This is a genomic window from Massilia sp. GER05, assembly GCF_052056005.1.
GTDB classification, from domain to species: Bacteria; Pseudomonadota; Gammaproteobacteria; order Burkholderiales; family Burkholderiaceae_D; genus Telluria; species Telluria orientalis.
The window spans coordinates 1,691,807-1,717,142 of sequence record NZ_CP178858.1; the positions used below are offsets into that span (position 1 = coordinate 1,691,807).

Annotated in this window: 20 protein-coding genes; 11 read left to right on the forward strand and 9 right to left on the reverse strand. The window is 67.1% G+C overall.

What is annotated here, in order from left to right:
* Nucleotide 1: 1 nt before the first annotated feature.
* Nucleotides 2-1,216, reverse strand: a complete 1,215-nt coding sequence (locus tag ACL58G_RS07510; protein WP_413381782.1) for a class I SAM-dependent methyltransferase — start codon at nucleotides 1,214-1,216, stop codon at nucleotides 2-4.
* 38 nt (nucleotides 1,217-1,254) lie between these two features.
* Nucleotides 1,255-2,451, reverse strand: a complete 1,197-nt coding sequence (gene pdxH, locus ACL58G_RS07515) for a pyridoxamine 5'-phosphate oxidase (RefSeq protein WP_440966044.1) — start codon at nucleotides 2,449-2,451, stop codon at nucleotides 1,255-1,257.
* 100 nt (nucleotides 2,452-2,551) lie between these two features.
* On the opposite strand from pdxH, the gene tcdA reads away from it, so the two are divergent.
* From tcdA to cysK, 3 genes are all read left to right on the forward strand, one after another.
* Nucleotides 2,552-3,430: a tRNA cyclic N6-threonylcarbamoyladenosine(37) synthase TcdA gene (gene tcdA, locus ACL58G_RS07520; protein ID WP_440966046.1), complete on the forward strand. Its 879-nt coding sequence runs from the start codon at nucleotides 2,552-2,554 to the stop codon at nucleotides 3,428-3,430.
* Between the two features lie 160 nt (nucleotides 3,431-3,590).
* A complete protein-coding gene (locus ACL58G_RS07525; protein WP_413337276.1) occupies nucleotides 3,591-4,133 on the forward strand; it encodes an FKBP-type peptidyl-prolyl cis-trans isomerase in 543 nt (180 codons plus the stop codon).
* Nucleotides 4,134-4,284: 151 nt separating this feature from the next.
* On the forward strand, nucleotides 4,285-5,217 hold the full coding sequence (cysK, locus tag ACL58G_RS07530; protein WP_413337275.1) for a cysteine synthase A: 933 nt from the start codon (nucleotides 4,285-4,287) through the stop codon (nucleotides 5,215-5,217).
* A 48-nt stretch (nucleotides 5,218-5,265) separates the two neighbouring features.
* Here cysK and ACL58G_RS07535 read toward each other — a convergent pair whose 3' ends face one another.
* The 5 genes from ACL58G_RS07535 to ACL58G_RS07555 form a co-directional block, all read right to left on the reverse strand.
* A complete protein-coding gene (locus ACL58G_RS07535) occupies nucleotides 5,266-6,255 on the reverse strand; it encodes a cation diffusion facilitator family transporter (RefSeq protein ID WP_440966049.1) in 990 nt (329 codons plus the stop codon).
* Entirely contained in the window at nucleotides 6,252-6,569 is a 318-nt protein-coding gene (locus tag ACL58G_RS07540) for an ArsR/SmtB family transcription factor (protein ID WP_036236165.1), read from the reverse strand. Before ACL58G_RS07540 ends, ACL58G_RS07535 begins: the two co-directional genes overlap by 4 nt.
* Nucleotides 6,570-6,763: 194 nt before the next feature.
* Nucleotides 6,764-9,550: a M16 family metallopeptidase gene (locus tag ACL58G_RS07545; protein WP_440966052.1), complete on the reverse strand. Its 2,787-nt coding sequence runs from the start codon at nucleotides 9,548-9,550 to the stop codon at nucleotides 6,764-6,766.
* A 15-nt stretch (nucleotides 9,551-9,565) separates the two neighbouring features.
* Nucleotides 9,566-10,456, reverse strand: coding sequence for a metallophosphoesterase family protein (locus tag ACL58G_RS07550; RefSeq protein ID WP_413381794.1), 891 nt, complete (start codon nucleotides 10,454-10,456; stop codon nucleotides 9,566-9,568).
* Nucleotides 10,457-10,458: 2 nt separating this feature from the next.
* A complete protein-coding gene (locus ACL58G_RS07555) occupies nucleotides 10,459-10,941 on the reverse strand; it encodes a CinA family protein (protein ID WP_036236278.1) in 483 nt (160 codons plus the stop codon).
* 370 nt (nucleotides 10,942-11,311) lie between these two features.
* On the opposite strand from ACL58G_RS07555, the gene ACL58G_RS07560 reads away from it, so the two are divergent.
* The 3 genes from ACL58G_RS07560 to ACL58G_RS07570 are packed head-to-tail and all read left to right on the forward strand — an operon-like array spanning nucleotide 11,312 to nucleotide 16,444.
* On the forward strand, nucleotides 11,312-11,854 hold the full coding sequence (locus ACL58G_RS07560) for a YfiR family protein (RefSeq protein ID WP_413381797.1): 543 nt from the start codon (nucleotides 11,312-11,314) through the stop codon (nucleotides 11,852-11,854).
* 4 nt (nucleotides 11,855-11,858) lie between these two features.
* Complete coding sequence (locus tag ACL58G_RS07565) at nucleotides 11,859-13,865, forward strand: ATP-binding protein (RefSeq protein WP_413381800.1); 2,007 nt, start codon at nucleotides 11,859-11,861, stop codon at nucleotides 13,863-13,865.
* Nucleotides 13,862-16,444, forward strand: coding sequence for an EAL domain-containing protein (locus ACL58G_RS07570; protein WP_413381803.1), 2,583 nt, complete (start codon nucleotides 13,862-13,864; stop codon nucleotides 16,442-16,444). The genes ACL58G_RS07565 and ACL58G_RS07570 overlap by 4 nt, the downstream gene beginning before the upstream one ends.
* A gap of 218 nt (nucleotides 16,445-16,662) precedes the next feature.
* On the opposite strand, the gene thiL is transcribed toward ACL58G_RS07570, so the two are convergent.
* Both thiL and ACL58G_RS07580 read right to left on the reverse strand, forming a co-directional pair.
* The gene (gene thiL, locus ACL58G_RS07575) at nucleotides 16,663-17,637 is read right to left on the reverse strand and encodes a thiamine-phosphate kinase (RefSeq protein ID WP_440966055.1); all 975 of its coding nucleotides are present in this window, start codon (nucleotides 17,635-17,637) and stop codon (nucleotides 16,663-16,665) included.
* Between the two features lie 9 nt (nucleotides 17,638-17,646).
* Entirely contained in the window at nucleotides 17,647-18,582 is a 936-nt protein-coding gene (locus ACL58G_RS07580; protein WP_440966057.1) for an AraC family transcriptional regulator, read from the reverse strand.
* A gap of 112 nt (nucleotides 18,583-18,694) precedes the next feature.
* Between ACL58G_RS07580 and ACL58G_RS07585 the strand changes: the two genes are divergently transcribed.
* From ACL58G_RS07585 to ACL58G_RS07605, 5 genes are all read left to right on the forward strand, one after another.
* Nucleotides 18,695-19,243 (forward strand): carboxymuconolactone decarboxylase family protein, encoded by a 549-nt coding sequence (locus ACL58G_RS07585; RefSeq protein ID WP_413381812.1) that lies wholly within the window; start codon nucleotides 18,695-18,697, stop codon nucleotides 19,241-19,243.
* A gap of 144 nt (nucleotides 19,244-19,387) precedes the next feature.
* Nucleotides 19,388-21,700 (forward strand): NADP-dependent malic enzyme, encoded by a 2,313-nt coding sequence (locus tag ACL58G_RS07590; protein ID WP_413381815.1) that lies wholly within the window; start codon nucleotides 19,388-19,390, stop codon nucleotides 21,698-21,700.
* A gap of 363 nt (nucleotides 21,701-22,063) precedes the next feature.
* Nucleotides 22,064-23,107 carry a GDP-mannose 4,6-dehydratase gene (gene gmd / locus ACL58G_RS07595; RefSeq protein WP_413342770.1) on the forward strand — a complete coding sequence of 348 codons (1,044 nt, stop codon included), beginning with the start codon at nucleotides 22,064-22,066 and terminating at the stop codon, nucleotides 23,105-23,107.
* 1 nt (nucleotide 23,108) lies between these two features.
* Complete coding sequence (locus tag ACL58G_RS07600; RefSeq protein WP_440966059.1) at nucleotides 23,109-24,050, forward strand: GDP-mannose 4,6-dehydratase; 942 nt, start codon at nucleotides 23,109-23,111, stop codon at nucleotides 24,048-24,050.
* Entirely contained in the window at nucleotides 24,047-25,312 is a 1,266-nt protein-coding gene (locus tag ACL58G_RS07605; RefSeq protein ID WP_440966061.1) for a glycosyltransferase family 4 protein, read from the forward strand. The genes ACL58G_RS07600 and ACL58G_RS07605 overlap by 4 nt, the downstream gene beginning before the upstream one ends.
* The last annotated feature ends 24 nt before the right edge of the window (nucleotides 25,313-25,336 follow it).

Sequence of the window (25,336 nt, forward strand, 5' to 3'; positions counted from 1 at the left end):
GCTAGCGATACATGTACCGCCGCGACCACGGAATCAGGTCCGGTTCTTCGCCCGCCTTGCCGCACACGATCTGGTACAGGCTGATCCAGTCGTGTGCGAAGCCGTACGCGCAGCCGGCCAGGTAGACGTGCCAGATGCGGAACGTCTTCGGATCGCACGTCGCCCGGATGCGGTCGGCATTGTTCTCGAAATTCTCGGTCCACAGCGCGCACGTGCGGGCATAGTGGCGGCGCAGGTTTTCCACGTCGCGGACCTCGAGTCCGCCTTCCTGCATCGTGCGGATGACGGTGGACAGATGCGCCAGCTCGCCGTGGGGGAACACGTATTTGTCGATGAACTCGCCACTGCCGTGCGGGCTGTTGCGCTGCTCGACATCGGTCGTGGTGATGCCGTGGTTCATCACGACACCGCCCGGCGCCAGCAGCTTGCTGATGCGGCGGAAGTATTCCGGTAAATTGTCCACGCCCACGTGCTCGAACATGCCGACGCTCGTGATGCGGTCAAAACTGCCCGCGACGTCGCGGTAGTCCTGCAAGCGGATCTCGACACGGTCCTGCAACCCGGCCTGCGCCACGCGCTCGCGCGCCAGCTCGTACTGGCGTTCGGACAGCGTGACGCCGACGCAGCGCGCCCCGAACTTGCTGGCCGCACGGATCACGAGCGCGCCCCAGCCGCAGCCGATGTCGAGCAGCGTCTGGCCCGGCTGCACGCCGATCTTGGTGAGGATGTGGTCGATCTTCTTTTGCTGGGCCGTGGCCAGGTCCTCGTCGCCATTCTCGAAATAGGCGCAGGAATACACCATGGCCGGGTCGAGGAACAGGCCGTAGAACTCGTTGGAGACGTCGTAGTGGTAGCGGATTGCCTCGGCATCCTTCTCGCGCGTGTGCGGCGAGACGAGGCGCAGGGCGGCGCTGGCGACGCGGCTCGCGCGCGCCGGCTTGCCCGTCGATTCCGCGAGGGCGGAACCCACCTGGATCATGTCGGCCGCGCGTCCTTCGATCTCGAGCGCGCCTTCGACATAGGCCTCGCCGAGGTTGCCCAGCGATGGCGCGAGGAGGTAGCGCAGGCCGCCCGGGTTCGGGACGCGGATTTTCACGCGTGGTTGCTCAGGGGACAGGTCCACCTGCGCGCCGTTCCATAATTCCACGCGCAGAGGCAGGTTGAATTTACTGCGTATGCCTGAGGTCCAGGCGGAAAGCTTCAGTTGATCGAACACGCGTCTTCTCCGGCTGATCCTGAACCGGATGCACCGGGTCAGGGTTGCAAACGTTGCCGCGTCCAGCTGCCATCTTCCTGCCGCGTGTAGACGATGCGGTCGTGGAAGCGTGAACGCCGCCCCTGCCAGAACTCGATCCGTTCCGGCACCAGGCGAAAACCGCCCCAGTGTTGTGGTCGTGGCGGTGCTTCGCCATACTGACGCGCCACTTGCTCGTAGTGTTCTTCGAGGGCGGCACGGTTTGCGATCGGCTCGCTTTGTTCGGACGCGATCGCCGACAGCCGGCTTTTCAATGGTCGGCTGTTGAAATACTTATCGCTTTCCTCGGCACTCGTGCGCTCAACTCTGCCTTCGATCCGCACTTGCCGTTCAAGTTCACTCCAGAAGAATAGCAGAGCTGCAAAAGGCTTGCTTGCCAGCTGCCTGCCTTTCTGGCTGTCGTAATTCGTGTACCACGTGAAGCCGCGCGCATCGAATTGCTTGACGAGAACAATGCGCGACGTCGGCCGCCCATCCTCGCCCACGGTGGCCACGCTCATCGCGTTCGGCTCGTTCACTTCGGCCTTCAGCGCCTCCTCGAACCAGCGCGTGAACTGGTCCATCGGGTCGTCGGCGACGTCGCTTTCGTCCAGGCGGGCCTGGCCGTAATCCTTGCGCAGGTCGGCGACTTGTTCGCCGATCGAAGGTGCCGGGGCCACCGCCTGTTGGAGGCCGCGGCGCTGGCGCATCGCGCCGCCCAGGCGCGCCATCTGATCCGGACCAAAGAGGCGCAGCGCCATCGGCGCGACGATGCCTTCTTCGCGTTCCATATGGCCGTGATAGCTCTGCACGAAGCGGCGCACGATCGAAGCCGACAGCTGCGTGCCGCTGCCGTCCGCGATGCCCGCCAGCTGCTCGTGCAGGTCTTGCCACATTGCATCCATGTCCTTGTGTTCCTGCAGGATCATGGGCGCGAGCGCCTGCAGCGTGGCCGCATCGTCGCCCTTGGCGACCGCGAGCAGCATCGGCAGCAGGTCCTGTTCCTCGTCTTCGTGGTGCAGGTGGGCGGCCTTGTCGAAGTATTTCAGTACGGCCGTAGCCGCCTGGCGCGCCTGCTCGTCGGCGCCGTGTTCGGGCAGGTGGGCGAGCAGTTTTTCCATGGTCGCAAGCTGTTTGCGGATGCGGCCGTGGCAATGCTTGAGGACGGCGACGGGTTGGTCGAAGTCGGGAGCGGGGTCGGCAAGAAGGTTGTTCATGATCGCTGTTGTGGACGTGCAGAATGCGGGAAATTTTTTGATTGACTGAAAGTTATTTTAGAGCAATGAGCGCCATTCCGTCCGGTAAAATGAAGGGATCATGACTACGATTTCCACCTCCCTCTTCGATGACGTCGACTTCGAGCGGCGCTTCGGCGGCATTGCCCGCCTCTACGGCGAGCGTGCACTGGAACGGTTCCGTGCGGCGCACGTTTGCGTGGTCGGCGTCGGCGGCGTCGGCTCCTGGATCGTCGAGGCGCTGGCCCGCAGCGCCGTCGGCCGGCTCACGCTCATCGACCTCGACAACGTGGCCGAATCCAACATCAACCGGCAGATCCAGGCCCTGTCGACCACGGTCGGCATGCCCAAGATCGAGGCGCTGAAACAGCGCATCGCGCTCATCAATCCGTACTGCCAGGTCGATCTCGTCGAAGACTTCATCGATCCGGACAACATTCCGCAGATGATCGGCACCGACGGTTTCGACTACGTCGTCGACGCGATCGACAGCGTCAAGGCCAAGGCCGCGCTGATCGCGTACTGCAGCCAGCATGCGATCCCGCTGATCGTCATCGGCGGCGCCGGCGGCCAGCTGGATCCGACCAAAATCGAAGTGCGCGACCTCGCCCGTACCGAGCAGGAACCGCTGCTGAAGAAAGTGCGCAAGATCCTGCGTGCCCGCTACGGCTTCGCGCGCGGCGAAAAGAACAAGTACCACATCGACGCCGTGTTCTCGATGGAACCGCTGCGCTACCCGCAGTCCGGCGACGGCGACGCCTGCGAAGTCGACGCGAACAGCATCACGGGCCTGAACTGCGCCGGCTTCGGCTCGAGCATGGTCGTCACCGCGACGTTCGGCATGGTCGCGGCCGGCCACATGCTGCGCAAGATGGCGGAGGAGGCGAATGCCGTGCCGGTGCCGGACCATGTAACCGAATCCGTCGACGCTGTCCAACTGGAAGATGCCTTGTTATCATAGGATCAGTGGGGCACGTCGCAAAACCTGCTGCGCGTTGCACTGCTGTCCTGCGATGCTCGCTGTACTACTCGTACAGCTGCGCTTCTCAAACAGCATTGCGGCCGCTCGCGACGGTTTTGCGAGGTGCCCTGGTTTTTACTGATTCGTGAAAAGAGGCTCCATGATCCGTCGTATCGCCCTCGCGAGCCTGCTGCTGGCGGCCGTCGCCGCCAACGCGCAGGACGCATCCCAGCAGGCCGGCGACGGCCTGCAAGGTCCCAAGGACCCGGCCCAGGCCACCGCCAACGCGGCCCATCCCGGCAACCCGAACAATCCCGTCGACCCGACGCCCGCTGGCCAGGAACAGCAAGGGCCGAAGGTGCAGGTCGTCGACCACGTGATCGGCAAGGGTGCCGAAGCCAGCGTCGGCAGCACGGTCGTCGTCAACTACACGGGCTGGTTCTACAAGCCGCTGGCCGCCAGGCAACGCGGCCGCAAATTCGACTCGTCGCTGGACGCGGGCCGCGAACCGCTCGAGTTCCAGCTCGGCGCGCGCCAGGTCATCAAGGGCTGGGAGCAGGGCGTGCAGGGCATGAAGGTGGGCGGCAAGCGCACGCTGATCATCCCGAGCGAACTCGCGTACGGCAAGCGCGGCGCAGGCGGCGGTTCCATTCCGCCGGATTCCGACCTGATCTTCGACGTCGAACTCCTGAAGGTCAAGTAAGGGAACCTCGAAAAACCGTCACGAGCGGCAGCAATGTCGGTTGAGAAGCGCAGCTGTACGCTAGTACAGCGAGCATCGAAGACCGACAGTGCAACGCGCAGTAGGTTTTTCGATGTTTTCTTAAGTCAAAACTCATCAACGGGAGAACTGCATGCGTATCGCGAACGACGTGACGGAACTGATCGGCAATACCCCCTTGGTGCGGATCCGCCGCCTGGCGCAGGGCGCCGGCGCCGATCTCACCGCCAAGCTCGAGTTCTACAATCCGGCCCACAGCGTGAAGGACCGGATCGGCTGGGCCATGATCGAAGCGGCCGAGCAGGCCGGCAAGATCGGCCCGAACACCATCATCGTCGAACCCACCAGCGGCAACACGGGCATCGCGCTGGCAATGGTGTGCGCGGCGCGCGGCTACCGCTGCCGCCTCGTCATGCCGGAAACGATGAGCAACGAACGGCGCATGCTGCTGCGCGCCTACGGCGCCGAACTGGTGCTCACGCCGGGGCCGGAAGGCATGCTGGGCGCCATCCGCCGCGCCGAGGAAATCGTCGCGGCCGACCCGAACTGCTTCATGCCCCAGCAGTTCAACAATCCCGCCAACCCGGAAGTCCACCGCCGCACGACGGCCGAGGAAATCTGGCGCGATACCGACGGCAAGGTCGACATCCTCGTGGCCGGCATCGGCACGGGCGGCACGATCACGGGCGTGGCCGAAGTGATCAAGGCGAGGAAGCCGTCGTTCCAGGCCATCGCCGTGGAACCGGAAGCGTCGCCGATCCTGTCGAAGGGCACGAAGGGCCCGCACCCGATCCAGGGCCTCGGCGCCGGCTTCATTCCGGACGTGCTGAACACGAAAGCCTACGACGAAGTCATCACCGTCAAGAACGAGGATGCTTTCGAGACGGCTCGTGCGGCCGCGCGCGAGGAGGGGCTGCTGGTCGGCATCTCGTCCGGCGCTGCCCTGTGGGCCGCGATCCAGGTCGCCAAACGGCCGGAAAATGCGGGCAAGCTGATCGTGACGATCATTCCGTCGTTCGGCGAGCGCTATCTCAGTACGGCGTTGTACGCGAACCTGGCCGGCTGATCAGGCTTTCCATGTAAAAACGGCCCGCTTGCATGCGGGCCGTTTTGTTTAGTGTGCGTGTGAGTGACCGTGATGATGGTCATGATCATGATCGTGATCGTCATGCGCCTCCGGCCCATCGTGCAGGCAGCAACTGCTGTGCTTGGTCGTCCCTTGCTCCACCTGCAGCGTGCAGTGATGGATGGCGAAATCCTCGCGCAGGTGCCCGACGATCTCGTCGATGGCCGCATCGCCCGGATAGCCGCCCGGCATCACGAGGTGGGCCGTGAGGGCCGTTTCCGTCGTGCTCATCGCCCAGATGTGGACGTCGTGCACTTCGGTCACGCCGGGTTGCGCGGCCAGGAAGGCCGTGACGCCCGTCGCGTCGACACTGGCCGGCACGCCCGCCAGCACCATCTGGATCGATTCCTTGAGCAGCGACCACGTCCCCACGACGATCACGACGACGAGCACGAGGCTGACGACCGGGTCGAGCCACGACCAGCCCGTGTAGATGATCACGACGCCGGAGATGACGACGCCAAGCGACAGCAAGGCATCCGCCGCCATGTGCTGGTAGGCGCCGCGCACGTTGATGTCGTCCTTGCTGCCGGCCACGAACAGCCAGGCCGAGAAGCCGTTGATCAGCACGCCGACGAGGGCGACGATGGACACCGTCGTGCCGGCCACCGGTTCCGGATGGGCGAAGCGATGCACGGCTTCCCATGCGATGGCGCCGCAGGCCACCATCAGCAGCAGGGCGTTGGCGAGGGCGGCCAGGATGGTCGTGCCGCGCATGCCGTACGTGAAACGGCGCGTGGGCGCGCTCTTCGTCAGCAGCGCGGCGCCCCAGGCGAGGCCGAGACCCAGCACGTCGGACAGGTTGTGGCCGGCATCGGCCATCAGCGCCGTCGAGTTGGCGATGAAGCCGTAGATGAATTCGATGGCGACGAACGCGGTGTTCAGGCCGATCGCGATGCCGAACGCGCGGCCGTTGTCGCCCGGCGTCGGGTGATGATGGTGGCCATGTCCATGGCCGTGGGAATGGTGGTGACTCATGCGTCCAGTCCGGTGGTGGGTTCGGCGATGTGTTCGAACATATTGGAAAGCAGGCCGCTGATGTGGGCATCGGCGGCCGCATAGAACACCTGCTTGCCCTGGCGCTCCGCCTTGACGATGCGGGCCGCGCGCAACAGGCGCAAGTGGTGGCTGACCAGCGAACTGGACAGGTTCAACGCGCCGGCGATATCGCCCACGGCCGTCGGCTGCGCCAGGCAGGCGAGCACGATCCGCAACCGGGTGGGGTCGCCCAGCAGGTGGAACAGGTCGGCGAGTTCGTCGACCGCATTGTCGATGTCGGGTGGGATGCTCATGCTTAACGTTTGAAGAACTGTTCACATGTTAAGCGCATAGACGTGGCGGGCGCAAGGGATATCGTACCGACGTGGCGAAGGTGTAATGAAGACTCGCGCGTTTGGCGGGCTCGGGGCGCCCACCCTACGAATCGAGCGGCGCACGGGTAGAGTGGGCACCCCGTGCCCACGCGGAAGTTGGTGTTACCGGAGCGTTACGGCACCTGCCCATCCGCGTCCCGCACCTCCGGCTGCCCCAACCCAAGCTTCTGCAACTGCGGCAAAATCGCCGCGCGATCCCCGACGGCGATGACTTTCAGCTGATCAGGCTTCAGGTATTTCTGCGCCGCCGCCTGCACCTGCGCCGCCGTCACGGCGCGGAACCGGTCGGGCAGGGTGCGCCAGTAATCCGCCGGCAGGTCGAACACGAAAGTCTCGGCCAGGCTCGCCCCGATGCCGCTGTTCGTTTCGAACTGTCCCGGCAGCGAATACACCTGCGAGTCGCGCGCGCCCGCCAGTTCGGCCGCAGGCAGCGGCTTGGCGCGCATGCCGTTCACTTCCCTGAAGATCTCGGAAATGGAAGCCCCCGTGACATCCGTGCGCACGCTGCCCGCGATGGTGAACGGGCCCGGTGTGCGGTCGTAGCGGAACGCCGAGAACACGCCGTAGCTGTAGCCCTTGTCTTCGCGCAGGTTGAGGTTGATGCGGCTCGAGAACAGGCCGCCCAGCGCCGCGTTCATGACCTGCATGGCCGGATAGTCCGGCGTCCTGCGCGCGGCCGCGATCGTCGTCACGCGCAGCGCCGTCTGCGGCGTGCCCGGCTTGTCGACGACGACGAGGCGCGCCTTGGTGCCGGCAGGATCGCCGACCGACGTCACGGCGGCATCGGCGCGTTCCCAGCCGCCGAAGCGGGCCGTTGCCAGCGCGCGCAACTCGTCCGCCGTGATGTCGCCGGAGACGACGAGGGCCGCATTGCCCGGCAGGTAGTGGCGGCGCCAGAAGCGCACGAGGTCTTCGCGCGTCGTCGCGCGGATCGCCTGTTCCGTGCCCAGCTGGCCGTAGCCGTACGGGTGATCCGGGCCGTACAACGCACCGGCCGCGGCGACGACGGCGACGAGGGCGGGATCGTCGCGCTGCTGCGTCAGTTCGCCGATGCGGGAGGCGCGCTGGCGTTCGACTTCCGCGGTCGGGAAGGCCGGGTGCAGCACGACGTCGGCCAACACGTCCAGCGCCTGCGGGAACGTGGAACGCAGCGCGAGCAGCGACACGGTCGACGCGTCCGCCGTACTCCCGCTGCCGAGGAAGGCGCCGAGCTGCGCGATCTCGTCGGCGATGCGCGGCGCGCTGCGGGTGGCCGTGCCTTCGTCCAGCATCTGCGCCGTGAAGCCGGCGAGGCCCGGCTGGTCGGATGGATTGGCGTCGGAGCCGCTTTTCACGACCAGTTCCGCCGCCACGAGCGGCAGCGCGGGGTTCGGGTGGACGATGACCGTCAGCCCGTTCGGCAGCTTGAACGCGTCGCCCTGCGGCAGCGTGAAGCGCGGCGCCGGTCCCGGTTTCGGCGGCGTGCGGCGCCACGCCTCGTCGCGGTTGATGCCGGCGGCGCGGTCGGTCTTGCCGGTCTTCGAGACTTGGGGCGGTGGCGGCGCCGGCACGTCGGGGCCGAGGTCCGGCTTGCCCGGCACGCCGGCGACGATCACGCGCGCGTTCGGCTGCAGGTAGGCCTGCGCGACGCGGCGCACGTCGGCGGCGGTGACGCGGCGCAGGCGCTCGATGTCCTTCGGCAGGTAGCCCGGGTCGCCCGTGTACTGGTTGTACTGGTTGATCTGGTTCGCGAGGCCCGTGCCGCCCAGCTTCTCGATCGACGTCAGCATCGCCGTCTCGATCGTGTTGCGGGCGCGTTCGACTTCCTGCTCGGACGGTCCCGTGTCGCGCAGCGCCTTGAGTTCCGCATCGATCGCCGTCTCCAGCTCGGACGGTTCGTGGCCCGGGCGCGCGGTCGCGTCGACGATGAAGGTCGACGTCAGCGCGTTGGAATTCTGCGCGGCCGCCGCTTCCTGCGCGATCTGCCGTTCGTACACGAGGGTTTTATACAGGCGGCTCGACTTGCCGCCCGCGAGGATCTGTGCCGTCACCGCCAGCTCGGCGTCGCCCGGCTGGAAGGCCGGCGGCGTGAGCCACGCCATGTACAGGCGCGGCAGCTCCACGCGGTCCGGCACCGTGATGCGGCGCTCGCGCGCGATGGCGGGTGTCGCGACCTTCGGATGCACGACGGGCGGACTCTTTTTGAAGCTGCCGAAGTATTTGGCGACGAGGGCGCGCGTCTTGGCCTTGTCGATGTCGCCGGCGATCACGATGCTGGCGTTGTTCGGGCCATAGTAGCGTTTGAAGAAATCGCGCACGTCGGCCAGCTTCGCGTTCTGGATGTCGGCGTGCGAGCCGATGACGGCGGCGTAATACGGGTGCGTCTTCGGGAACAGCGCGTGGTTCAGCGCTTCCTCGACGACGCCGTAGGGGCGGTTCTCGACGCTCTGGCGGCGCTCGTTGCGCACGACGTCCTGCTGGTTCGACAGCGCCGCCTGATCCAGCACGTCGAGCAGGTAGCCCATGCGGTCGGCGTGGACCCACAGCGCGAGTTCGAGCTGGTTCGACGGTACCGTGTCGTAGTAATTGGTGCGGTCGTAGTCCGTGCTGCCGTTGCTGTCGGTGGCGCCGGCGCCTTCCAGCAGGCGGTCGGCGAGGCCGCGCGGCAGGTGCCGCGTCCCGGCGAACATCATGTGCTCGAACAGGTGGGCGAAGCCGGTGAGCCCTGGCGCCTCGTTGGCGGGGCCGACGTGGTACCAGATGTTGACCGCAACGATGGGCAGGCGGTGGTCCTCGACGAGGATCACTTCCAGGCCGTTGGGCAGCGTCGTCTTGTCGTAGCGGACCTCGGGCACCTCGGCCGCTGCCACCGGCCCTGCGAGGAGGAGCAGCAGGGAAAAACAGGAGAGGAGGCGTGTCATGCGGGCTCCGTTGTTTTAATGACAGGCGGCGCTGCCGCGGTCGGGTGGGGCGATGCTGAAGGACGCGAGCCGCGTCGACTCGACGAATTCCCAGCCGTACCCGCCCGCGTACAGGCGCAGGCGCAGCACGCCGGTGCGGTTGCTGTCGCGGACTTCGCTGTGCGCGACGGTGAACAGGAACGGCGTCGGATACGCGCCGCCGGTGCCGACGACGAACTGGCGGATGCCGTGCGTCGGGTCGAGCCGGCCATCCGCATCCTGCGGGGCGAAGCGTTCGTAGTCGTGGTCATGGCCGGACAGCACCAGCTCGGCGCCGGCCGCGTACAGCAGCTGCCAGGCGTCGCGCATCTTCGGGATGCTGCCGTGGCCGCCCGAGCTGTACAGCGGATGGTGCCAGTAGGCGAGCGTGCAGCGCGCGGGGTGGGCGGCGAGGTCGGCGCGCAGCCAGTCCAGCTGGGCCGCGTGCTGGGCCGGGGCGACGTTGCTGTCCAGCGAGATGATGTGCCAGGTGCCCAGCTCGAAGCTGTAGTAACCGCGGCCGGCGCGCGCGCCCCACCAGTCGAAATAGGGCTTCGCGCCCGGCGTGTAGTACTCGTGGTTGCCGGGTGCGGGCCACGTGCGGTCCTTGAAGCGGCCCCACGTCGGCGCATAGCAGCCGGTGAATTCCTTCATGGCGCCGCGCGGATAGGTCAGGTCGCCCAGCGCCAGCACGACGGCCAGCGGGTCCTGCGCGAGGCCGGCGGCGACGGTGGCGGCCGTGTCGGCCGCGCCCGAATACGCCGGATCGCGGTATGCACAGCGCGCGATGTCGCCGGCCGCGTACACGGTGATGCCCTGGTCCGGGCTTGCTGCGGCAGCGTTCAAGGAAGCGGCCGCCAGGAGCGCGGCCGCGGCCAGACGGCGCATCCTTACTCGAGCAGCCGCAAGAGGCCGGCCAGCGCGTGCGCCACCGTCTGCTCGCGGACCGCGTGGCGGTCGCCGGAGAACACGAGGCGTTCGGTGTACGTCGTGTCGCCCTTCGACCAGCCGAAGCACACCGTGCCCACGGGCTTGCCGGGCACGGCGCCGGTCGGGCCGGCGATGCCGGTCGTGGACACGGCCACGTCGGCGTTGCTGTTGGCGACCGCGCCCTCGGCCATCGCGCCCGCGACTTCCTCGCTGACGGAACCGAATTGCGCGATCAGCGCGGCCGGCACGTCCAGCATCTCCGTCTTGGAGGCGTTCGAATACGTCACGAAACCGCATTCGAACCAGCCGGTCGAGCCGGGGATTTCCGTGATGGCCTGGGAGACGCCGCCGCCGGTGCAGGATTCGGCCGTGGCCAGCAGCAGGTTCTTGGATTCGAGTGCCCGGCCCACACGGGTGGCCAGGTCGATGATGTCGTTCGTCACGTGTCGCTCCTCCTTGTAATGGCGGTAGCAGAGAACCGCCAGGTCTCCAGGATCCAACCGAGTGCGCCGCCGTGTGCCGGTCGCGGAAACGTTCCGCTGCGCGCTCGCGTCCATTCTAGCGCGCCTTCCCGCCCTGCGGCATCGGAATCTTAACGAAAAGCCATTCTTGCGGTTATGCCTTTACCGTCCTTACAAACGCAAATGTCTTTACCGCTGTAAATGACAGGCCCCGTTCCGTGCGACATCGTCCCCGGTTGTGCTGCTATCCTGCTCGCCTTGCGGGCTGGCCCGCTTGTTGTTCATTGACCGAACCAGGACCTCGCATGCCGCTCGACCGTTTCGCGCATGACCATCCGGGGCCGGCATACTCATGATGGTCTTTTCACGCGCAGCCGCGCGGCCTGTCCGCCGGGCGGCGCTGTGCCTGCTGATCCTCGCGGGTGCCGCCCACGCCGGCACAGGCCCCCTTGGCGCGCCTGAGCACAAGCTCAAGGCGGCCTACCTGTACCGTGTGGCCACGTTCGTCGACTGGCCGGACGCCGCGTTCGCGCACGCCGGCAGTCCGTTGCTGGTCGGCGTCGCCGGTAACGACGCGCTGGCCATCGAAGCCGCACAATTCATGACGGGCCGCCTCGTGCATGGCCGCGCGCTGGCGGTCCGCCGCGTCGACCCGCGCGCGCTGCCGCCCGGCCTGCACGTCCTGTACGTGGCCGCGTCGCCCGCGCGCGGCCGGTTGCTCGCGGCCGTGCGCAGCCAGCCCGTATTGACGGTGTGCGACGGCGTCCCCGCACCCGGTTGCGTCGTCGGACTCGTGGCGGACGGGGACCGCCTGCGGCTGCGCATCGACCGGCTCGAAGCGATGGCCGCGCAGCTGCGCATCAGCGCGCGCCTGCTGGCGTTGGCGACGTGGTGATGCCATGATCCGTCCGCGCCGCTCCATCCGCGAAAAACTCGTCACGATCGTGATGTCGACGACGCTCGCCGCGCTGGCCGTGTCCGTCGGCACCGTCGTCGTCTACGACCTGCGCAGCTATAAACACGCGCTGCTGACCGACCTCGCGACGCAGGCCGAACTGGTGGGGCACATGACGTCGGCCGCGCTGGCCTTCGACGACGCGCGCCTCGCGCGCGAGAACCTGGCCCTGCTGCGCAGCCGGCCGTCGGTGCGCGCCGCCGCGATCTACGACGAGAAGGGCGCGCTGTTCGCGACCTATGTGGCGCCCGGCGCGGACAGCACGTTCCCGGTGCGGCCCGCGAAGGGCGGCCGGTCCGTGCATGCGGGCGGCACGGCAACCTATGTCGGGCGCGGCGACGAACTGGTGCTGTACAAGCCGATCAGCGAAAACGGCGACCTGCTCGGCACCGTCTACCTGCGCTCGGAAAACCAGCTGATGGAACGCATGCGCGACTACCTCGTCATCTGCGCGTGCGTGACGGTGCTGGCCCTGTTCACCGCGTGGCTGCTCGTGCGCCGCCTCGGCCACACGATCACGACGCCCATCGATGCCATCACCCGCATCGCGCGCGAAGTCGTGGCGCGGCGCGACTATTCGCGGCGCGCGCCGCGCATCAGCGAGGACGAGGCGGCGGAACTCGTCGACTCCTTCAACGCGATGCTGACCGAGATCGAGCAGCGCACGCGCGCGCTCGAAGACTCGAACCGCGAGATCGCGCGCCTGAACGAAGGCCTGGAAGCGCGCGTGCAGGAACGCACGGCCCAGCTGGAGCTCGCCAATTCGGAACTGGGACTCGCGATCGACGAAGCGCGGAATGCCAACCAGGCCAAGTCCGCGTTCCTGTCGTCGATGAGCCATGAGCTGCGCACGCCGCTCAACGCCATCCTCGGCTTCGCGCAGATCCTGGCATCGAAGGACATGCCGACGACGCCGGAGCAGAAGCTCGAATTCTCCGGCCATATCCTGAAATCCGGCCGACACCTGCTCACCCTGATCAACGAGATCCTCGACCTGGCCAAGGTCGAGGCAGGGGCCGTGAGCCTGTCGATGGAACCGGTGCTGCTGGCCGAGGTGCTCGCCGAATGCGAGGGCATGATCGCGCCGCTGGCCGCCGCGCGCGGCGTGCGCGTGCTGTTCCCGGAGGCGCCGGCGGCGCGCCTGCTGGCCGACCGTACGCGCCTGAAGCAGGTCCTGCTGAACCTGTTGTCGAACGCGGTGAAGTACAACCGCGACGGCGGCGCCATCGTCGTCGATTGCGCGCAACCGGCGCCGCAGCGCCTGCGCCTGTCGGTGCAGGACACGGGCATGGGCTTGAGCCCTGAACAGGTCGCGGGCCTGTTCCAGCCCTTCAACCGCCTGGGCCAGGAAGCAGGCACGCAGGAAGGCACGGGCATCGGCCTCGTGGTGACGCGCCGCCTCGTCGAGCTGATGGGCGGCGAGATCGGCGTGACCAGCAGCCCCGGCGTGGGCAGCGTGTTCTGGATCGAGCTGGCCGTCGCCGGTACGGATGGCGCGTCGCCTGCCGCCCCGCCTGCCGCGCGGTCGGTGCCCGTCCGGGCGGACGGCACCGGACCCGGAGAGCCGCATACGGTGCTGTACATCGAAGACAATCCGGCCAACCTGAAGCTCGTGCAGGAGATCGTGCGCTTCCGGTCCGACCTGCGCCTCGTGAGCGCGCCGGACGGCCACTTCGGCCTGTCGCTCGCGCGCAGCCAGAAACCCGACGTCATCCTGATGGACCTGAACCTGCCCGGCCTCTCCGGGTTCGAGGTCCTGGCGCAGCTGCGCCGCGAACCCGAGACCGCGCGGATCCCGGCCATCGCGGTATCCGCCAACGCCATGCGCGCCGACATCGACCGCGCGCTGGCGGCCGGCTTCACGTACTACCTGACCAAGCCGATCGACATCGGCCAGTTCAACGAGGCCATCGACGCCGTACTGTCAGCCCGAATGAGGACGACCCCATGATTTCCGCCACCGACATCCGCCACGCGCACATCCTCGTCGTCGACGACGAACCGGTGAACGTGCAGCTGCTCGAGTTCCTGCTCAAGACCAGCGGCTACGAGCACGTCGCCAGCACCACCGACCCGCGCCAGGTCGCCGCGCTGCACCTGCAGCATCGCTACGACCTGATCATCCTCGACCTGCAGATGCCGCACATGGACGGCTTCCAGGTGATGGAAGCGTTGAAGCCGATGGAGCGCGAGTCCTGGCTGCCCGTGCTCGTGGTGACGGCGGAGCCGGACAAGAAGCTGGCCGCGCTGGAAGCGGGCGCGCGCGACTTCATCGGCAAGCCGTTCGACACGGTGGAGGTCCTGACGCGCATCCGCAACCTGCTCGAAGTGCGGCTGTTCCACAAGGAGTCGCAGGACTACGGCGCGCGCATGGAGCGCACGGTGCGCGAGCGGACGGCCGAGCTGCAGCGCTTCCGCGGCGCGATGGACGCGACCACCGACGCCATCTTCCTCGTCGACGCGCGCACGATGGCGATGGTCGACGTCAGCGACGGCGCCTGCCGCATGCTGGGTTTTTCGCGCGAGGCGCTGCTGCGCATCGATCCGGTGGCGCTGGGTCTCGCGGAACGCGCTCAGCTCGAACGCTATGCGGACCCGGCGTCCACGTCGCGCGAGCACGACATCGTCGAGACGGAGCTGCTGCGCGCGGACGGGCAGGGCGCGGTGCCGGTCGAGATCAGCTGGCAGCTGCAGCAGCAGGACAACAGCCACCGCATCCTGATCGCCGTCGCGCGCGACATCAGCGAGCGCCTGCAGGCCGCGCAGCGCCTGAAGCACATGTCGAACTACGACAGCCTGACCGGCCTGCCGAACCGCAGCCTGTTCTTCCACACGCTGCGCGACGCCATCGAACTCGCGCAAGACAAGAACTGGCGCATCGCCGTGCTGTTCATCACGCTCGACCGCTTTAAAATCGTCAACGACTCGCTCGGCCCCGCGCTGGGCGACGAGCTGCTGCGCCAGTTCAGCACGAGACTGGTGCGCTGCGTACGCCTGCGCGACACGATCGGCCGGCTCGGTGGCGACGAGTTCGCGCTGATCCTGACGATGACGCGCGAGCAGACGGAGGACGAAGCGGTCAGCGTCGCCAACGAGGTGCGCGAGGCGCTGCGCGCGCCGTTCGACCTGAACGGCCAGCAGGCCGTGCTGACGGCCAGCATCGGCATCGCGATGTACCCGGACGACGCCACGGATCCGGGCACGCTGGTGAAATACGCGGACGTGGCGATGGTGCGCGCGAAGGAGGCGGGCCGCGACGGCTACCGCTTCTTCACGGCCGGGATGAACGTGCAGGTGCTGGCGCGGCTCGACCTCGAACTGGCGCTGCGCGCGGCCATCGACGGCGAGCAGTTCGAGCTGCACTACCAGCCCAAGCTGGACCTGAACACGGGCCGCGTGACCGGCGTGGAGGCGCTGCTGCGCTGGCGCCGTCCCGGTGTCGGCCTCGTGTACCCGGCCGAATTCGTGCCCGTCATGGAAGACACGGGCATGGTCGTGCGCGTGGGCGCGTGGATCATCGACGAGGCCTGCCGCCAGATCGCCGCGTGGAATGCGGAGGGCGTGCGCGACGTACGCGTGGCCGTCAACGTGTCGAGCCGCCAGTTCGTCGAGGGCGACCTGGAAGGCGACATCCGCGCGGCGCTGGCGGAGCACCGCGTGGATCCGGGCCTGCTCGAACTGGAGCTGACGGAAAGCGCGCTGATGTCGAACTTCGAGCACACGGTGCAAGTGCTGGAGCGCTTGAAAGCACTGGGCATCCGCATCGCCATCGACGATTTCGGCACCGGCTATTCGAGCCTCGCGTACCTGAAGCGCTTCCCGATCGACAAGCTGAAGATCGACATCGCGTTCGTGCGCGACATCACGACGAACCCGGACGACGCCGCGATCGCGCTGGCCATCATCAGCATGGCGCACAGCCTGCACATGCAGGTGATCGCGGAGGGCGTGGAATCGCGCGCGCAGATGGCGCTGCTGCGCCGCCACCGCTGCGACGAGATCCAGGGTTTTCATTTTTCGCGCGCGCTGCCGCCGGCCGACCTGGCCCGGCTGGTGCTGGAGAACCGCGCCCAGCCGACGCGTCCGGCGGAGGACGACCGCAACGTCCAGACGCTGCTGCTGGTGGACGACGACGTCAACGTGCTGGCCGCGCTGCACCGGCTGTTCAGGCGCGACAACTACCGCGTGCTGACGGCCGCGTCGCCGGCCGAGGGCTTCGAATTGCTGGCGCTGTACCACGTGCAGGTGATCCTGTGCGACCAGAAGATGCCCGTGATGAACGGCACCGAATTCCTCAGCAAGGTCAAGGAGATGTATCCGGACACGATGCGCATCATCCTGTCCGGCTACACGGGCGTGGAGACGGTGCTCGATTCGATCAACCGGGGCGCCATCTACCGCTTCTACACGAAGCCGTGGAACGAGACGGAATTGCGCGACAACGTGCGGCTCGCGTTCCGCCAGTACTGGCTCACGCACGGGCCGTACGATGACCGCAAGACGCCGCGCGGGGACGAGGAAGCGGCGTGAACGCGTGGGCACGGGGTGCCCACCCTGCCGGCTACGCGACATCGTAGGGCGGGCTCCCCGAGCCCGCGCGCAAGCTAGCCCGGGCTGAAGTGATCCCAGCCGTAGGGCGGGCTCCCCGAGTGAACGCGTGGGCACGGGGTGCCCACCCTACCGGCTACGCGACATCGTAGGGCGGGGTAATTGATGCCAGCGGCATCAATTACGAGCCCGCGCGAAAGCTAGCCCGGGCTGAAGTGATCCCAGCCGGCCAGCTGCAGATCGAGATCTGTGCCGTCCGCATCGACGAGACGCAAGCCCCGTTCGGAAGTGATCGACCCCACCCGCGTCACCGCCGTCCCGCTGGCCGCGCCGGCGGCCACGATCGCATCGCGCTGCGCCACCGGCGCCGTGAAGCACAGTTCGTAATCGTCCCCGCCGGCCGCGGCGAAGCGGCGGCGTAGTCCGATCGGCTGGCGGGCCAGTGCCGGGCCGGCCGGCAGCGCGTCCACGTCCAGCACGGCGCCCACGCGCGACGCGGTCAGGATGTGCTTCAAATCGCCCACGAGGCCGTCCGAGATGTCCAGCGCGGCATGCGCGAGGGCTCCTTCCGCGAGCAGGCGCCCGAGCGCCACGCGCGGCGTGGGCGCGTGCATGCGCTGGCCGGTGGCGGCGTGGTCGGCGGCATCCAGCGCGACCTCGCTGCGGCGCGCGGCCAGCCACAGGCGCGCATCGCCCAGCGTGCCCGAGATCCAGATGTCGTCGCCCGCGCGCGCGGCGTCGCGCCGCAGTGCCTGGCCGGGCGCCAGCTCGCCGAAGATCGTGATGCACACGTTCAGCGGGCCCTTGGTCGTGTCGCCCCCGACCAGCTCGCAGCCGTGGGCGTCGGCCAGCGCGAACAGGCCGCGCGAGAAGGCGTCGAGCCAGTCGGGTTCCGCCGCCGGCAGCGACAGCGCCAGCGTGAAGCCGAGCGGCCGCGCGCCCATCGCGGCGAGGTCCGACAGGTTCACGGCGAGACACTTGTGCCCGAGCGTGAACGGGTCGGCGCCGGCAAAGAAATGGCGGTCCTCGACCAGCATGTCGGACGAGATGGCCAGCACCTTGCCGGGCGTGGGGGACAGCAGCGCGCAATCGTCGCCGATGCCCAGGAAGGTGTTGGGACCGGGCGCGCGGTCGCGCTGGAAGTAGCGCTTGATGAGATCGAATTCGGAGAGCATGCCGCGATTCTAATCCGTGACCGCCGCCACGTGGGCCGCGCGCCGGTAGCCGCCGGGCCCGATCCCGTAATGGCGCTTGAACACGCGGTTGAACGCCGCTTCCGACTGGTAGCCGACGGCCAGGGCGACGTCGCCGACGGCGCCCTCTCCCTGCAGCAGGGCGCGGGCGGCGCGCGCCATGCGCAGCTGGGTCAGCATGTCGGCCGGCGGCATGCCGCACAGGCGCGCGAACAGGCGGGCGAACGTGGCGCGCGACATGTGGCACGCCTCGGCCAGGTCTTCCACCTTCCACGGCCGTTCGGGCGATTCCAGCATGCGGGCGAGCGCGTTGCCCAGGCGGCGGTCGGCCAGGATGGCGAACAGGCCGGGCGCCTCGTGACCGGTTCCGGCCAGCCAGGCGCGCAGCAGCAGCGCGAACAGGGCGCCCGACAGCTGGGCGATGACGACGTCGCCGCCGGGCCGCACCACCGTCGTCTCGTGCTGCAGCAGCCGCACGAGCGCGTGCAGGCCGGGGAAGTCATCGGCGCGGCTGGCGCGCACGACCATCACGTCGGGCAGGGCGCGCGCGAGGGCCTGGCGCGCGGCGCCGTCGAACACGAAGCTGCCGCACAGGATCGCCGTGGCGGGACCATCGCCTTCGTTGCCCTTGCGTTGCAGCGGGCCGTCGGCGCCGAGCGATCGCACCGGGGCGGCGTCCGCGGCCGGCCCGGCGTGCAGGCGGTGCGCGCTGCCGCCGGGGAAGACGACGACGTCGCCCGTCGCAAGGTCCAGCGTGTCGTGGCCGGGGACGTCGACGCGCGCGCCGCCCTCGACGATCACGTGGAACGGCGCCACGCCCGGCGTCGCGGCGGGTTCGTCCAGCACCCAGGGCGCCGCGAGTTCGCAGCGGATGTCGAGGGAGGTGCGGATCGTGTACAGCGACAGCAGGCGGCTCAGGGTATCCATGTCTTTATCAGATGAGACGATTGGGCAAATTATCGCAGCATCCGGGCATTCATCGTACTAGTCCAAGGGCCTAGACTTCTTTCCACACCAACCCACAACGAAAGGAAAGATCATGAGCCGTCTTAACGCACTGGGTACCAACGCCACCGGCCGTACCGCCGAACTCTTTACCGCCATCAAAGCGAAACTGGGCAAGGTCCCGAACGCGTACGACACGATCGGCAGCAACAGCGCCGTGGCCCTGGAGGCGCTGCTGGGCTTCGATGCGAAGCTGGCCGACACAAGCCTGTCGAAAAAAGAGATCGAGGTGATCAAGCTGGCCGTCAGCGAAGTGAGCGGTTGCGATTATTGCCTGGCCGCGCATACGCTGATGGGCAAAATGGCCGGCCTGAGCCCGGAGGAAATCCTGGCCGCAAGGAAGGGTAACGTCAACGGCAACCCGGGCGGCGATGCGAAACTGGACGCGCTGTCGACGTTCGTGCGTGAAGTGGCGGGCACCCGCGGCACCGTGCCGCAGCCGGTGGTGGATGCGTTCAAGGCGGCCGGCTACACGGATACGCAGGTGGTGGACACGATCTTCGCGATCAGCAGCATCACGTTCACGAACCTGCTGAACCGCATCAACGACACGGTGGTGGACTTCCCGAAAGCGCCTGCCTGAAGCGGAACGGGGCGGGAAGCGGAGGCAGGTGCCATGCTACCTGCCTCCGGTCACGACTGTCGATACCAAGAAATACGTAGACGGTTCGCGGTGACACTCTGCTAAAATCGGAGACCCCCGGTTAGTTCAGGAAGGCTGCAAAGCATGGATTCGTCAATCGATAAAAAAGAAGAACTACGTCAACAACTGCGGGCTGCCGCGCTCGAGTACCACCAGTTTCCCTCTCCCGGCAAGATCGCCGTCACCCCGACCAAATCCGTCCTGAACCAGCGCGACCTGGCTTTGGCGTACTCGCCGGGCGTCGCCGCGCCCTGCGAAGAAATCGTCAAGGACCCCGCCAGCGCCTATAAATATACGGCGCGCGGCAACCTCGTCGCGGTCATCTCGAACGGTACCGCCGTCCTCGGCCTCGGCAACATCGGCCCGCTTGCCTCGAAACCGGTCATGGAAGGCAAGGGCGTGCTGTTCAAGAAGTTCGCCGGCATCGACGTGTTCGACATCGAGATCAACGAAACCGATCCGGACAAGCTGATCGAGGTGATCGCCGCGCTGGAACCGACGTTCGGCGGCGTGAACCTCGAGGACATCAAGGCGCCCGAGTGCTTCTACATCGAGCGCAAGCTGCGCGAGCGCATGAAGATCCCGGTCTTCCACGACGACCAGCACGGCACCGCGATCATCGTCGGCGCCGCCATCCTGAACGGCCTGAAGGTCGTCGGCAAGGATCTCAAGAAGTGCAAGATGGTCGTGTCCGGCGCGGGCGCCGCGGCGCTGGCCTGCCTCGACCTGGCGGTCGACCTCGGCTTCCCGATCGAGAATATTTACGTGACCGACCTCGCCGGCGTCGTCTACAAGGGCCGCACCGAGCTGATGGACCCGGACAAGGAACGCTTCGCCCAGGATACGCCGGCCCGTTCGCTGTCCGAGATCATCCCGGACGCCGACATCTTCCTGGGCCTGTCCGCCGGCGGCGTGCTCAAGCCGGAAATGGTCGCGAAGATGGCGCCGAACCCGCTGATCCTGGCGCTCGCCAACCCGAACCCGGAAATCCTGCCGGAAGACGCGAAGGCCGTCCGCGACGACGTCATCATCGCCACCGGCCGTTCGGACTACCCGAACCAGGTCAACAACGTGCTGTGCTTCCCGTACATGTTCCGCGGCGCGCTGGACTGCGGCGCAACGACGATCACGCGCGAAATGGAAATCGCCGTGGTGCACGCGATCGCCGACCTGGCCCACGCGGAACAGTCGGACATCGTGGCATCGGCCTACGGCATCTCGAACCTGTCGTTCGGTCCGGAATACCTGATCCCGATGCCGTTCGACCCGCGCCTGTTGACGCACATCGCGCCGGCCGTCGCCAAGGCGGCGATGGATGGCGGCGTCGCCACCCGTCCGATCGCCGACCTGGCCGCGTACGCCGAGAGCCTGCAGCAATTTGTCTACCGCAGCGGCAGCTTCATGAAGCCGCTGTTCCAGATCGCCAAGAGCGCGCCGGCCGAGCGCAAGCGCATCGTCTTCGCCGAGGGCGAGGAAGAGCGCGTGCTGCGCGCGGTGCAGGTCGTCGTCGACGAGAACCTGGCCCGCCCGATCCTCGTCGGCCGTCCGGCCGTGCTGGAAAAGCGCATCGAGAAATTCGGCCTGCGCCTGAAGCAGGGCAAGCACTTCGACGTCATCAACCCCGACTTCGACGAGCGCTACCGCGATTACTGGCAGTCGTACCACCAGATGGTGATGCGCAAGGGCGTCACGGAAGACCTCGCCAAGCTGGCGATGCGCCGCCGTCACACGCTGATCGGCGCGATGATGATCCACAAGGGCGACGCCGACGGCATGATCTGCGGCACCTACGGCACGACCGACGTGCACCTGCAGTACATCGAGCAGGTGCTGGGCAAGCGTGCCGGCAGCAACGTCTATGCGGCGCTGAACTTCATCATCACGCAGGAACGCCAGATCGCGATGGTCGACACGCACGTCAACGAGAATCCGACCGCGGAAGAGCTGGCCGAGATCACGCTGATGGCGTCCGAGGAACTGGAGCGCCTGGGCATCACGCCGCGCGTGGCGCTGCTGTCGCACTCGAACTTCGGCACGTCGAACAGCGCGTCGGCCAGGAAGATGCGCGCCGCGTTGGGCCTCATCCAGCAAAAGGCCCCGAACCTGGAAGTCGACGGCGAGATGCACGGCGACACGGCCCTGGACACGAAGCTGCGCGCCAAGATCATGCCGCAATCGACGCTGAAGGGCGACGCCAACCTGCTCGTCATGCCGAACATCGAAGCCGCGAACATCGCCTACAACGTGGTCAAGACGGCGGCCGGCAGCGGCGTCGCCATCGGTCCCGTGCTGCTGGGTTGCGCGCGTCCGGTGCACATCCTGACCCCGTCGGCCACCGTCCGCCGCATCGTCAACATGACGGCGCTGTGCGTCGTCGACGCCGTCTCGGAGCGTTGATACGACACCTTTGTGTTGTAGATTTGCCACCTGTGACGAAATGACTCAAAAGGGCCCATTGCGGCCCTTTTGTCATTGAAATGTAGAAGTTCCCGACATTTCGTGAATATGTAATAAAGCTTGAGCGACTCGTAACAATGCGTAATCACGCGACGTGTTTGCGGGCTTTCAGGCGATAATAGACGAGTACATATTGCTTCTTTTGCACGATTTCTTTTGTGCAAGGGCCCAAGCACCACTCTGTTACAATGCGGGGTTGTTGGAAAATTATCTGGTCCGCGCCAGCGCGGCCGACGACCCGCATGCCGACCCGCCTCGGCTGTTGCGGCGGCCGCTACGGACCACCACTGGATCACCAAGAACATGCAAACAACAAAAAAGGCCCTGATCACCGGTATTACCGGGCAGGATGGAGCCTATCTGGCACAATTGCTCCTGGAAAAGGGCTACTCCGTGACCGGCACTTTTCGCCGGTCCAGCTCGGTTAATTTCTGGCGCATTGCCGAACTCGGTATCGAGCAGCATCCGAACCTGAACCTCGTCGAATACGACCTCACCGATCTCTCCTCGAGCATCCGCCTGATCGAATCCACCCGTCCGGACGAGGTGTACAACCTGGCCGCGCAGAGCTTCGTCGGCGTCTCGTTCGATCAGCCCGTGACCACCGCCTCGATCACCGGCATCGGCGCCGTCAACCTGCTGGAAGCGATCCGCATCGTCCACCCGAAAGCGCGCTTCTACCAGGCCTCCACGTCGGAGATGTTCGGCAAGGTGCAGGCCGTGCCGCAGGTCGAGTCGACCCCGTTCTATCCGCGCAGCCCGTACGGCGTCGCCAAGCTGTACGCCCACTGGATGACCGTGAACTACCGCGAGTCCTATGGCATCTTCGGCAGCTCGGGCATCCTGTTCAACCACGAGTCGCCACTGCGCGGCCGCGAGTTCGTCACCCGCAAGATCACGGATTCCGTCGCCAAGATCGTCCTGAACAAGCTGGACGTGCTGGAACTGGGCAACATGGACGCCAAGCGCGACTGGGGCTATGCGCGCGAATACGTGGAAGGCATGTGGCGCATCCTGCAGGCCGACGAGCCCGATACGTTCGTGCTGGCCACCAACCGCACCGAAACGGTGCGCGACTTCGTCACCATGGCCTTCCGCGGCGCCAACCTCGACGTCGAGTGGAAAGGCAAGGGCGAGCAGGAAACGGGGCATTGCGCCCGTACCGGCAAGCTGCTCGTGCGCGTGTCGCCGAAGTTCTACCGTCCGGCCGAGGTCGACCTGCTGATCGGCGATCCGTCCAAGGCGCAGCAAGAGCTGGGCTGGAAGGCCGAGACGTCGCTCGAACAGCTGTGCCAGATGATGGTCGACGCCGACCTGCGTCGCAACGAGACCGGTTTTTCGTTCTGACATGAACCGCATGGTCACGGAAGACCTCGTCCGGATGGTTGAGCCCAGGGAAGGCGAGGGCAAGCGCGCCCTCATCACCGGCCTGCGCGGCTTCACCGGCTACTACATGGCGCGCGAGCTCACCGCCGCGGGCTATCACGTGTTCGGCACGGTGTTGCCGGGCAGCGAGACCGGACCGGACATCTTCACCGTCGACCTGACCGACCGCGCCGCGCTGGCCGCCGTCATCGAACAAGTGCGGCCGGACGTGGTGGTCCACCTGGCCGCCATCGCGTTCGTGGCCCACAACGACGCCGAGCAAATGTACCGCGTCAACGTGGTCGGCACCCGTAACCTGCTGGAAGCGCTGGCGCACGGCGCGCACAAGCCGTCCAAGGTGCTGCTCGCGTCGTCCGCCAATATCTACGGCAACGCCGCGGTGCCCGTGATCGACGAATTCGTGCCGCCCGCGCCGGCGAACGACTACGCCGTCAGCAAGCTCGCGATGGAATACATGGCGCGCCTGTGGATGGACAAGCTGCCGATCGTGATCGCGCGGCCGTTCAACTACACGGGCGTCGGCCAGAACGAGAACTTCCTGCTGCCCAAGATCGTGTCGCACTTCCGCAAGGGCGCGCGCCGCATCGAGTTGGGCAACCTGGCGATCGCGCGCGATTTTTCCGACGTGCGCACGGTGGCGAAGAGCTACCGGCGCCTGCTCGCGGCGGCACCCGCCGGCGAAGTCTTCAATGTCTGCTCCGGCCGCTCGCACTCGCTGGAGAGCCTGATCGACATGATGAGCGACATCGCCGGCTACCGCATCGAAGTGCACGTCAACCCCGCCTTCGTGCGCGCCAACGAGGTGCTCACGCTGTCCGGCAGCAACGCCAAGCTGGCAGGCACGATCGGTACGATCGAGCCCACGCCGCTGGTCGACACGCTGCGCTGGATGTACCAGGCATGAACAGGGTGCCGACCGGCCTGGACACCACCATGATCGAACTGGGCCTCCCTAAACGACGACCGGACGGCACGCCCGCCCTGCAGGACCGCCTGCGCGCGCTCCCCGGTTCCGCCGAGGCCGCCAACGATGCGCTCGTGCAGCCGGACCTGCGCATCGGCATCGGCACGACCATGATCGAGCCGGCCTTCACGGGCGGGCACCTGGACGGCATCGGCGTCTATACGCAGGCATTGCTGCGCCACCTGCCGCACGCCGGCTGCGCGATGCGGCCGTATTCCTGGCCGCGCCTGCGCAGCGCCGGGCCCGTGACGAAGGGCGAAGCGTTGCCCCGTACCTTCGAACGCGCGTCCTTCGTCGACCTCGTGACCCCGGACGCGCACCGCGTGCACATGCCCGTCGACGTGTTCCACGTGACCGACTACCGCGTCGTGCGCATGGATTGCCCCGTGGTCGCCAGCCTGCACGATGCGCTGCCCGTGAAACATCCCGAGTGGTGCAATCCGCGCATGCGTGGCCTGAAGAACTGGCTGCAGCGCAAGGCCGCGCAAAAGGCCGACCACGTGATCGCGCTGTCGCACTTCGCCATCGACGAACTGGTCGACTGCTTCGGCATCGACGAGCGCCGCATCACCGTCGTGCCGTGCGGCGTGGATGAAGAATGGCTGGCGCCGCCGCCGGCGCATGCCGTGGCGATGACCCTGCAGGCCAACGGATTGCGTCCGGGGTATTTCCTGTTCGTGGGCACGCTGCAGCCGCGCAAGAACGTCGAGCGCCTGCTGGACGCCTACCTGTCGCTGCCGCCCGCCGTGCGCGCGGAGCGCCAGCTCGTCATCGTCGGCAGTGCCGGTGCGCGCTCGGAAGACCTGCTGCGCCGCATCGCCGCCGCCGTGCAGGACGGGGCGAACGTCGTCTGGCTGAACCGGCTCACCGACAACACCGAACTGCGCCACGTGTACGCCGGCGCGGGCGTGTTCGTGTTCGCGTCGCTGTACGAAGGCTTCGGCATCCCGGTCGTCGAGGCGTTCGCGTCCGGCGTGCCGGTCGTCGCGTCGAACACGACGTCGCTGCCGGAAGTGACGGCCGGCGCGGCGCTGGAGGTCGATCCGCTCGACACCGGCGCGATCGCCGACGCCATGCTCACGCTGGCGCGCGAACCCGCCGTGCGGGCGCGCTGCATCGCGGCCGGGCGGGTGCGCGCCGCCCAGCTGACCTGGAACGCGACGGCGCGCCAGACCGCCGCCGTCTACCGCTCTTTACTCTGACCAGACTGCCTCCATGTCCCAGCC

Excerpts from the sequence above, each read along its gene's own strand:
- gmd (WP_413342770.1), top strand. The coding sequence starts at position 22,064 with ATGCAAACAACAAAAAAGGCCCTGATCACCGGTATTACCGGGCAGGAT.
- ACL58G_RS07590 (WP_413381815.1), top strand. The coding sequence starts at position 19,388 with ATGGATTCGTCAATCGATAAAAAAGAAGAACTACGTCAACAACTGCGG.
- ACL58G_RS07525 (WP_413337276.1), top strand. The coding sequence starts at position 3,591 with ATGATCCGTCGTATCGCCCTCGCGAGCCTGCTGCTGGCGGCCGTCGCC.
- ACL58G_RS07565 (WP_413381800.1), top strand. The coding sequence starts at position 11,859 with ATGATCCGTCCGCGCCGCTCCATCCGCGAAAAACTCGTCACGATCGTG.
- ACL58G_RS07605 (WP_440966061.1), top strand. The coding sequence starts at position 24,047 with ATGAACAGGGTGCCGACCGGCCTGGACACCACCATGATCGAACTGGGC.
- ACL58G_RS07540 (WP_036236165.1), bottom strand. The coding sequence starts at position 6,569 with ATGAGCATCCCACCCGACATCGACAATGCGGTCGACGAACTCGCCGAC.
- thiL (WP_440966055.1), bottom strand. The coding sequence starts at position 17,637 with ATGCTCTCCGAATTCGATCTCATCAAGCGCTACTTCCAGCGCGACCGC.
- ACL58G_RS07545 (WP_440966052.1), bottom strand. The coding sequence starts at position 9,550 with ATGACACGCCTCCTCTCCTGTTTTTCCCTGCTGCTCCTCCTCGCAGGG.
- ACL58G_RS07580 (WP_440966057.1), bottom strand. The coding sequence starts at position 18,582 with ATGGATACCCTGAGCCGCCTGCTGTCGCTGTACACGATCCGCACCTCC.
- ACL58G_RS07535 (WP_440966049.1), bottom strand. The coding sequence starts at position 6,255 with ATGAGTCACCACCATTCCCACGGCCATGGACATGGCCACCATCATCAC.
- ACL58G_RS07570 (WP_413381803.1), top strand. The coding sequence starts at position 13,862 with ATGATTTCCGCCACCGACATCCGCCACGCGCACATCCTCGTCGTCGAC.
- cysK (WP_413337275.1), top strand. The coding sequence starts at position 4,285 with ATGCGTATCGCGAACGACGTGACGGAACTGATCGGCAATACCCCCTTG.
- tcdA (WP_440966046.1), top strand. The coding sequence starts at position 2,552 with ATGACTACGATTTCCACCTCCCTCTTCGATGACGTCGACTTCGAGCGG.
- ACL58G_RS07600 (WP_440966059.1), top strand. The coding sequence starts at position 23,109 with ATGAACCGCATGGTCACGGAAGACCTCGTCCGGATGGTTGAGCCCAGG.
- ACL58G_RS07585 (WP_413381812.1), top strand. The coding sequence starts at position 18,695 with ATGAGCCGTCTTAACGCACTGGGTACCAACGCCACCGGCCGTACCGCC.
- ACL58G_RS07550 (WP_413381794.1), bottom strand. The coding sequence starts at position 10,456 with ATGCGCCGTCTGGCCGCGGCCGCGCTCCTGGCGGCCGCTTCCTTGAAC.
- pdxH (WP_440966044.1), bottom strand. The coding sequence starts at position 2,451 with ATGAACAACCTTCTTGCCGACCCCGCTCCCGACTTCGACCAACCCGTC.
- ACL58G_RS07560 (WP_413381797.1), top strand. The coding sequence starts at position 11,312 with ATGATGGTCTTTTCACGCGCAGCCGCGCGGCCTGTCCGCCGGGCGGCG.